The sequence below is a fragment of the Halomonas salipaludis genome, from assembly GCF_002286975.1.
GTDB lineage: Bacteria > Pseudomonadota > Gammaproteobacteria > Pseudomonadales > Halomonadaceae > Franzmannia > Franzmannia salipaludis.
In genome coordinates, this window is record NZ_NSKB01000023.1 from 1 (window position 1) to 7,222 (window position 7,222).

The following is a 7,222-nucleotide window of genomic DNA, read 5'->3' on the forward strand; positions in this document are numbered from 1 at the left end:
GACCTCGACCACCTCGTTCAAGATCGGGCTGGCGGCCTTCATCGTGCCGTTCATGTTCTTCTACAGCCCGGCGATCCTGATGGAGGGCAGCGGCCTGCAGATCCTGCGCGTCGCGGTGACCGCCACCATCGGCGTGGTGATGCTCGCCGCGGCGGTGCAGGCGTGGTACTTCGGGGCGGTCAAGGCGTGGCAACGGCTGCTGCTGCTGGCCGGCGCGATCTGCATGATCTACGGCGGCATCTACACCGATATCGCCGGCCTGCTGGTGGGCATTGGCCTGCTGCTGATGCAGCGTGGCCTCAAGCGCGGTGGTGATTCACCCCAAACCGCGAATTGAGCAACACCTGAAGTAACCGAAAACGCCGGCCCCAAGGGCCGGCGTTTTTTTGCGCCTCACATTTGCCAGTGCCGATCCGGGCTAAACGCTGCGCCGGCGGTAGGTCGTGGAGAAGGCGCCGATCAGGCCAGGTTGTCGAGTACCCGCAGCGAAGCGGTGGCCTGATTGAGGGTGTAGAAATGCAGGCCGGGGGCGCCGCCGTCGAGCAGCCGCTGGCAGAGGCGAGAGATCACCTCTTCACCGAAGGCCTGGATGCTTTCGCTGTCGTCGCCGTAGGCCTCGAGCTGCTTGCGCACCCAGCGCGGGATATCGGCACCACAAGCGTCGGAGAAGCGCGCCAGCTTGGTGTAGTTGGTGATCGGCATGATGCCGGGCACGATCGGCGCTTCGACACCCAGCGCACGGGCGCGATCGACGAAGTGGAAGTAAGCCTCGGCGCTGAAGAAGTACTGGGTGATCGCCAGGTTGGCACCGGCCTGCATCTTGCGCGCGAAGTTCTGCAGGTCGTGCTCGTAGCTCGGCGCCTGGGGATGGCACTCCGGGTAGGCGGCCACGGCGATCTCGAAATGGTCACCGGTCTCGGCGCGAATGAACTCGACCAGCTCGTTGGCGTAGCGCAGCTCGCCGATGCCGCCCATGCCCGAGGGCAGGTCACCGCGCAGCGCCACCAGGCTGTTGACGCCCTCTTCGCGGTACTGCGCCAGCAGCTCGCGCAGCTCACCCTTGTCGCTGCCGATGCATGACAGGTGCGGCGCGGTATTGATGCCGCTCTCGCCGATCATCTTGACCGTGCGCGAGGTGCGCGCCTGGGTCGAGCCGCCGGCGCCATAGGTCACCGAAAAGAACCGTGGCCCGCACTTGGCCAGGGCATCGCGCACGCCGACCAGCTTGTCGCGCCCAGCGTCGGTGTTGGGCGGAAAGAACTCGAAGCTGATGCCCAGCGGATGCTCTTGTACACTCATCGACTCAATCCTCACGGGCCGCCTGCTCAGGCGACGCGGCTAACGGGTGACATGGCGCCATGGCCTGATAGGGTCGCATTCTGACGACTCGGCGTCGCGCCGGCCAATGAAAGTTTCCCGGCCGGCGTATCAATTTCATTCATGTTGTCGGCTTCACGCGCTCGGCGGGAGCGGGCATCATGAGTCATCTTGCATGGACGGAGGCACCCAGCGTGGAACTCGATCTCGGCGGCACCCTGATGGCCCCGCTGTGGATGCTGCTCGCCTACGTTGGCCTGGGGGTAGTATGCGCCCGCTGGCTGGCGCTGGAAGCACGCCCCATCGCCACCCTGCTGATCTACCTGATCGCCCCGCTCACGGTGTTCCGCGGCCTCACCCTGGGCGGGCCGACACTGGGCTACCTGGTGCTGACGCTGGGCACCTTCGTCGCCGCCAGCCTGGTGGCAATGCTCGCCAACCGCCTGGCACGGCGCTGGTTTGCCCCCCAGGAGGCAGCGGTGCTGGCGTTCTCCGCCGGCACCGGCAATACCGGCTACTTCGGCCTGCCAGTGGCGATGGTGCTGCTGCCCGCCGAGGGCGTCACCATATACCTGTTCTGCATGCTCGGCGTGACCCTCTACGAGTTCACGGTGGGCTTCTACCTCAGCGCCCGCGGCCGCTTCTCGATGCGCCAGAGCCTGGCCAAGATCGCCCGCCTACCGCTGGTCTACGCCTTCGTCGCGGCGCTAGTGGCGAGCGGCGTGGGGCTGTCGGTGCCCAGCGGGGTGATGGATGGCCTGGCGGTATTCCCCGCCACCTATACCCTGCTCGGCATGATGGTGATCGGCATGACCCTGGGCCGGGTGACCGTGCGCGAGGTGGATGGGCGCTTCATCGCTGCCTGTGTGGTGCTGCGCTACGCCGTGTGGCCGCTGCTCGCCGGCCTCGCCGTGCTGGTGCTGCAGGCCACCCTGGGCATCGATGAGCAATTGGCCCTGGCACTGCTGCTGGTGGGCGTGGTGCCCATGGCCGCCAACGTGGTGGTGGTGGCCATGGAGCTCGACATCCGCCCCGAGAAGGGCGCCATTGCCGTGCTCCTGACCACCCTGATGGCGCCGCTGCTGATTCCCTTCTACCTCCAGGCCCTGACGCGGCTGCTGGGGCTCGGTTGAGCACTTGCGAGATGCCGCGACCCAGCTAGCCTGAAAGAGCGATTTTCTCTAGCTGGGGGCAAATCATGCTCAGACGACAGTTACTGACAGGCGGCCTGCTGGTCGGGCTGGTACTGGCGGCACCGCTAAGCGCGCATCACGGCTGGACCGGGGGCGAAACCATCGAGCTCGAGGGCACCATCACCGCGACACGCCTGGGTAACCCCCACGGCGAAGTCGTGCTCGATGTCGACGGCGACGACTGGACGATAGAGGTCGGCCAGCCCTGGCGCAACGAGCGTGCCGGCCTGGCCGAGGGCGACTTGCACGAAGGCGTGGAGCTGCGCGTCTCCGGTGAGCATGCCGGCGAGCAGCTGCTCAAGGCCGAGCAACTGTGGATCGGCGAGCAGCACTACGTGCTCTACCCAGGCCGTATCTGACTCCCCCCATGGAGGGGTGGCTGAATCAGCTGGCCGGTACCGCGCTGGCCGAATGGGTGCAGGTCTCGCGTTGGGGATATGCCGGCATCAACACTCTGCATGTGTTGGGTATCGCGCTGCTGTTCGGGAGCATCGCGGCGCTCGACCTACGCCTGCTGGGCGCGTGCCGCCATCTGTCGTTGCTCGCCGTGGCACGCCTGTTGCAGCCGCTGGCCATCGCGGGCCTGCTGCTGGCATTAGCCAGCGGCTCACTGCTGTTCCTCGCCGACCCCGGCGGCTACGCCGCCACACCGCTGTTCCTCGTCAAGCTAGGGGTGATCGTCCTCGCCATCGCCAACGCGGTGGCGCTGAACCTCGCCCCTGGCCTGGCACGAGCCAGCTCCCGGCGCCTGCGCAGCGCCGCCCTGGCCTCGCTGCTGCTGTGGCTGGCGGCGCTGATCGCGGGTCGGATGCTGGCCTTCGTCTAGTAGCGGTAGCTGTCGGGCTTGAACGGCCCCTCGGCGGGCAGCCCCAGGTAGTCGGCCTGCTGCGGCGTCATTCGCGTCACCACGCCACCGAAGCCTTCGACCATGTAGCGCGCCACCTCCTCGTCGAGGTGGCGCGGCAGCACGCTGAGGCTAAGCGCCTGGCGCCGGGCCTCGGCGTCGAGATCGGCGAAGCGGCCCTCGAAGAGGTGCACCTGCGCCAGCACTTGGTTGGCGAAGGAGCCGTCCATGATCCGCGACGGGTGGCCGGTGGCGTTGCCCAGGTTGACCAGCCGGCCCTCGGCGAGCAGCAGCAGGTAGTCGCGGCTCTCGGGGTCGAACTCTCCGGGGTCGCTGTCGCGATAGACCTTGTGCACCTGCGGCTTGACCTCCTCCCAGTGCCACTGGCGGCGCATATAGGCGGTATCGATCTCGCTGTCGAAGTGGCCGATGTTGCAGACCACCGCGCCCTTCTTGAGGGCTTTGAGCATCGGCGCGTCGCAGGCGTCGACATTGCCGGTGGCGGTGACCACCAGATCGATTTTGGCGAGCAGCTCGCGGTCGACGCTGGCGACCCCCTCATTGACTCCGCCCACATAGGGCGAGACCACCTCGAAGCCGTCCATGCAGGCCTGCATGGCGCAGATCGGGTCGATCTCGGAGACCTTGACGATCATGCCCTCCTGGCGCAGCGAGGCCGCCGAGCCTTTGCCCACGTCGCCGTAGCCGATCACCAGTGCCTGCTTGCCGGCCAGCAGGTGGTCGAGGCCACGCTTGATGGCGTCGCTCAGCGAGTGGCGGCAGCCGTACTTGTTGTCGTTCTTGGACTTGGTCACGGCGTCGTTGACGTTGATCGCCGGCACCTTGAGAGTGCCGTCGCGCAGCATCTCATGCAGGCGGTGCACGCCGGTGGTGGTCTCCTCGCTGATGCCGTGGATGGCGTCGAGCAGCGCGGGATGCTGCTCATGCAGCAGCTGGGTGAGGTCGCCGCCGTCATCGAGCACCAGGTTGGGCGTCCAGCCGTCGGGGCCGGCGACGGTCTGCTCGATGCACCACCAGAACTCCTCCTCGCTCTCGCCCTTCCAGGCGAACACCGGAATCCCCGCGGCGGCGATGGCCGCGGCGGCGTGATCCTGGGTCGAGAAGATATTGCACGACGACCAGCGCACGCTGGCGCCGAGGTCGATCAGCGTCTCGATCAGCACCGCGGTCTGGATGGTCATGTGGATGCAGCCGGCGATGCGCGCACCGGCCAATGGCTGCTGGTCGCGGTACTTGGCGCGAATCTTCATCAGCGCCGGCATCTCGGTCTCGGCGATGCGGATCTCGCGCCGGCCCCAATCGGCCAGGGTGATATCGGCGACCTTGTAGTCGTGGGTGGGAACTGCCGCGGAAGCCAGTTGGCTCATGGGTCTACTCCATTCCGGGGAATGGGCGCCGTTGCCTATGCCCAACCTGCCCGAGCCTCGCATTCGCCTGGCGTGCACGCGAATGCTGCAGCGCCCCTCGGGCAGCGGCAACATACAGCATGGAGTCATTGACTCCTTCTTCAGTTCAACCCAGGCCGGCGGTTTTTTCAAACCCCCCATCCACGCGCGCCACCAACGCAAGGCCCCCGGCTGCCATTGACAGCCGGGGGGGCTGGAGCCGCTTACAGGCCGGCGGCGGCCTTCAGTGCCTCGGCCTTGTCGACCTTCTCCCAGGGGAAGGCAGTGAAGGTCTCGGTGTGCTCGCGGCCGTCGACATCGGTCCAGGTGTAAGAGGTCTCGAACGGCTCGCGGCCAAAGTGGCCGTAGGCTGCGGTGAGGCGATACATGGGATGCAGCAGGTCGAGCATGCGGGTGATGGCGTTGGGGCGCAGATCGAAGTGCTCGCGCACCAGCTCGATGATCTTAGCGTCGGCGACCCTGCCGGTGCCGAAAGTATCGATCGACACCGAGGTCGGTTCGGCCACGCCGATGGCGTAGGAGACCTGGATCTCGCACTTGTCGGCGAGCCCCGCGGCGACGATGTTCTTGGCCACGTAGCGCCCGGCATAGGCGGCGCTACGGTCGACCTTGGAAGGGTCCTTGCCGGAGAAGGCGCCGCCGCCGTGGCGCGCCATGCCACCGTAGGTATCGACGATGATCTTGCGCCCGGTCAGGCCGCAGTCGCCCACCGGCCCGCCGATCACGAACTTGCCGGTGGGATTGATGTGGTACTTGGTGGTGTCGTCGAGCCATTCACCGGGCAGCACCTGCTCGATGATCTCGCGCTTGACCATCTTGCGCAGCGCCTCCTGCTCGATCTCCGGGTCGTGCTGGGTGGAGAGCACCACCGCATCGACGCCGCACGGCTTGCCCTCGGCGTCGTAGCGGAAGGTCACCTGGCTCTTGGCGTCCGGCCGCAGCCACGGCAGTAGCCCCTGCTTACGCAGCTCGGCCTGGCGCTCCACCAGGCGGTGGGCGTAGTGGATCGGCGCCGGCATGTAGCTCGCGGTCTCGTTGGTGGCGTAGCCGAACATCAGCCCCTGGTCGCCGGCGCCCTGGTCTTCGGGCTTGCTGCGGTCGACGCCCTGGGCGATATCCACGCTCTGCTTGCCGATCAGGTTGAGCACGCCGCAGGTCTCGCCGTCGAAACCGACGTCCGAGGAGGTGTAGCCGATCTCGGTGATTACCTCGCGTACCAGCGCCTCGAGATCGACCCAGGCGGTGGTCGAGATCTCGCCGGCAACGATCGCCACGCCGGTCTTGACCAGCGTCTCGCAAGCCACCCGTGCCTGCTTGTCGCGGGCGATGATGGCGTCCAGCACCGCGTCGGAGATCTGGTCGGCTATCTTGTCGGGATGGCCCTCGGAAACGGACTCTGAGGTAAACAAGGAGTATTCGCTCATGGCGTGCTCGACCCTTTGGGGAATAGAGGAAGCGGAGTAGAGAGGCGGCCCACGGGGCTCGGTGGGAAAATTCTACACAGCCCCAGGTCCGGTTCCTAGGCCAACACCCGGCAATGATTTGATGGATCGACGCAACTCGGCGACAATAAGCGCCTGTTTTTTGCGTCGAGCGTCGGCGCCCCAGCCTAGACGACCCGCGGTTACGGCCCACTACCAGGCTCGACCGACGTCATCCCCACTATATTGCCGCAGGCGAGGAGCTACTCAATGCCGTCCCGTTTCGAACTGGCCAATGCCATTCGCGCGCTGTCCATGGATGCCGTACAGAAGGCCAAGTCCGGCCACCCCGGCGCTCCCATGGGCATGGCCGATATCGCCGAAGTGCTGTGGAACGATCACCTCAGCCACAACCCGGCCAACCCGCACTGGGCCAACCGCGACCGCTTCGTGCTCTCCAACGGCCACGGCTCGATGCTGCTCTATTCGCTGCTGCACCTGTCCGGCTATGCGCTGGGCCTCGAGGACCTGCAGAATTTCCGTCAGTTGCACTCCAAAACCCCGGGCCACCCGGAGCTGGGCTACACCGCCGGCATCGAGACCACTACCGGCCCGCTGGGTCAGGGCCTGGCCAATGCGGTGGGCATGGCCATCGCCGAGCGCACCCTGGCGGCGCAGTTCAATCGCCCCGGACACACTGTGATCGACCATCGCACCTGGTGCTTCCTCGGCGATGGCTGCCTGATGGAGGGCATCTCCCACGAGGTGGCATCATTGGCCGGCACCCAGGGGCTGGGCAAGCTGGTGGCCTTCTATGACGACAACGGCATCTCCATCGACGGCGAGGTCAAAGGCTGGTTCACCGACGATACCGCCAAGCGCTTCGAGGCCTACGGCTGGCACGTGGTGCCCAACGTCGACGGCCATAAGCCCGAGGAGATCCAGGCCGCCATCGAGCTGGCCAAGCAGCACGACGACAAGCCGAGCCTGATCATCTGCAAGACCATCATCGGCTTCGGT

At 66.4% G+C, this 7,222-nt stretch carries 6 protein-coding genes, 2 pseudogenes and 1 riboswitch; of the genes and pseudogenes, 5 read left to right on the forward strand and 3 right to left on the reverse strand.

Annotated elements, in window-relative coordinates; all coding sequences use genetic code 11:
* Positions 1 to 337: pseudogene (locus CK498_RS25410) on the forward strand (TRAP transporter permease); the annotation flags it as partial.
* A gap of 122 nt (positions 338 to 459) precedes the next feature.
* On the opposite strand, the gene metF reads toward CK498_RS25410, so the two are convergent.
* Positions 460 to 1,299, reverse strand: coding sequence for a methylenetetrahydrofolate reductase [NAD(P)H] (metF, locus tag CK498_RS25415; RefSeq protein ID WP_095623636.1), 840 nt, complete (start codon positions 1,297 to 1,299; stop codon positions 460 to 462).
* Between the two features lie 179 nt (positions 1,300 to 1,478).
* Between metF and CK498_RS25420 the strand changes: the two genes are divergently transcribed.
* From CK498_RS25420 to CK498_RS25430, 3 genes are all read left to right on the forward strand, one after another.
* Positions 1,479 to 2,450, forward strand: coding sequence for an AEC family transporter (locus tag CK498_RS25420; RefSeq protein ID WP_095623637.1), 972 nt, complete (start codon positions 1,479 to 1,481; stop codon positions 2,448 to 2,450).
* 65 nt (positions 2,451 to 2,515) lie between these two features.
* On the forward strand, positions 2,516 to 2,869 hold the full coding sequence (locus tag CK498_RS25425) for a DUF6152 family protein (RefSeq protein ID WP_095623638.1): 354 nt from the start codon (positions 2,516 to 2,518) through the stop codon (positions 2,867 to 2,869).
* An 8-nt stretch (positions 2,870 to 2,877) separates the two neighbouring features.
* Positions 2,878 to 3,336: a hypothetical protein gene (locus CK498_RS25430; protein ID WP_095623639.1), complete on the forward strand. Its 459-nt coding sequence runs from the start codon at positions 2,878 to 2,880 to the stop codon at positions 3,334 to 3,336.
* Here the strand turns inward: CK498_RS25430 and ahcY are convergent.
* Entirely contained in the window at positions 3,333 to 4,742 is a 1,410-nt protein-coding gene (ahcY, locus tag CK498_RS25435; protein WP_095623640.1) for an adenosylhomocysteinase, read from the reverse strand. The genes CK498_RS25430 and ahcY overlap by 4 nt on opposite strands.
* A gap of 16 nt (positions 4,743 to 4,758) precedes the next feature.
* Positions 4,759 to 4,847, reverse strand: a riboswitch (S-adenosyl-L-homocysteine riboswitch).
* Positions 4,848 to 4,984: 137 nt separating this feature from the next.
* The gene (metK, locus tag CK498_RS25440; RefSeq protein WP_095623641.1) at positions 4,985 to 6,205 is read right to left on the reverse strand and encodes a methionine adenosyltransferase; all 1,221 of its coding nucleotides are present in this window, start codon (positions 6,203 to 6,205) and stop codon (positions 4,985 to 4,987) included.
* Between the two features lie 267 nt (positions 6,206 to 6,472).
* Here metK and CK498_RS25445 point away from each other — a divergent pair.
* A pseudogene (locus tag CK498_RS25445) lies at positions 6,473 to 7,222 on the forward strand (transketolase); the annotation flags it as partial.

Excerpts from the sequence above, each read along its gene's own strand:
- CK498_RS25420 (WP_095623637.1), top strand. The coding sequence starts at position 1,479 with ATGAGTCATCTTGCATGGACGGAGGCACCCAGCGTGGAACTCGATCTC.
- ahcY (WP_095623640.1), bottom strand. The coding sequence starts at position 4,742 with ATGAGCCAACTGGCTTCCGCGGCAGTTCCCACCCACGACTACAAGGTC.
- CK498_RS25430 (WP_095623639.1), top strand. The coding sequence starts at position 2,878 with ATGGAGGGGTGGCTGAATCAGCTGGCCGGTACCGCGCTGGCCGAATGG.
- metK (WP_095623641.1), bottom strand. The coding sequence starts at position 6,205 with ATGAGCGAATACTCCTTGTTTACCTCAGAGTCCGTTTCCGAGGGCCAT.
- CK498_RS25425 (WP_095623638.1), top strand. The coding sequence starts at position 2,516 with ATGCTCAGACGACAGTTACTGACAGGCGGCCTGCTGGTCGGGCTGGTA.
- metF (WP_095623636.1), bottom strand. The coding sequence starts at position 1,299 with ATGAGTGTACAAGAGCATCCGCTGGGCATCAGCTTCGAGTTCTTTCCG.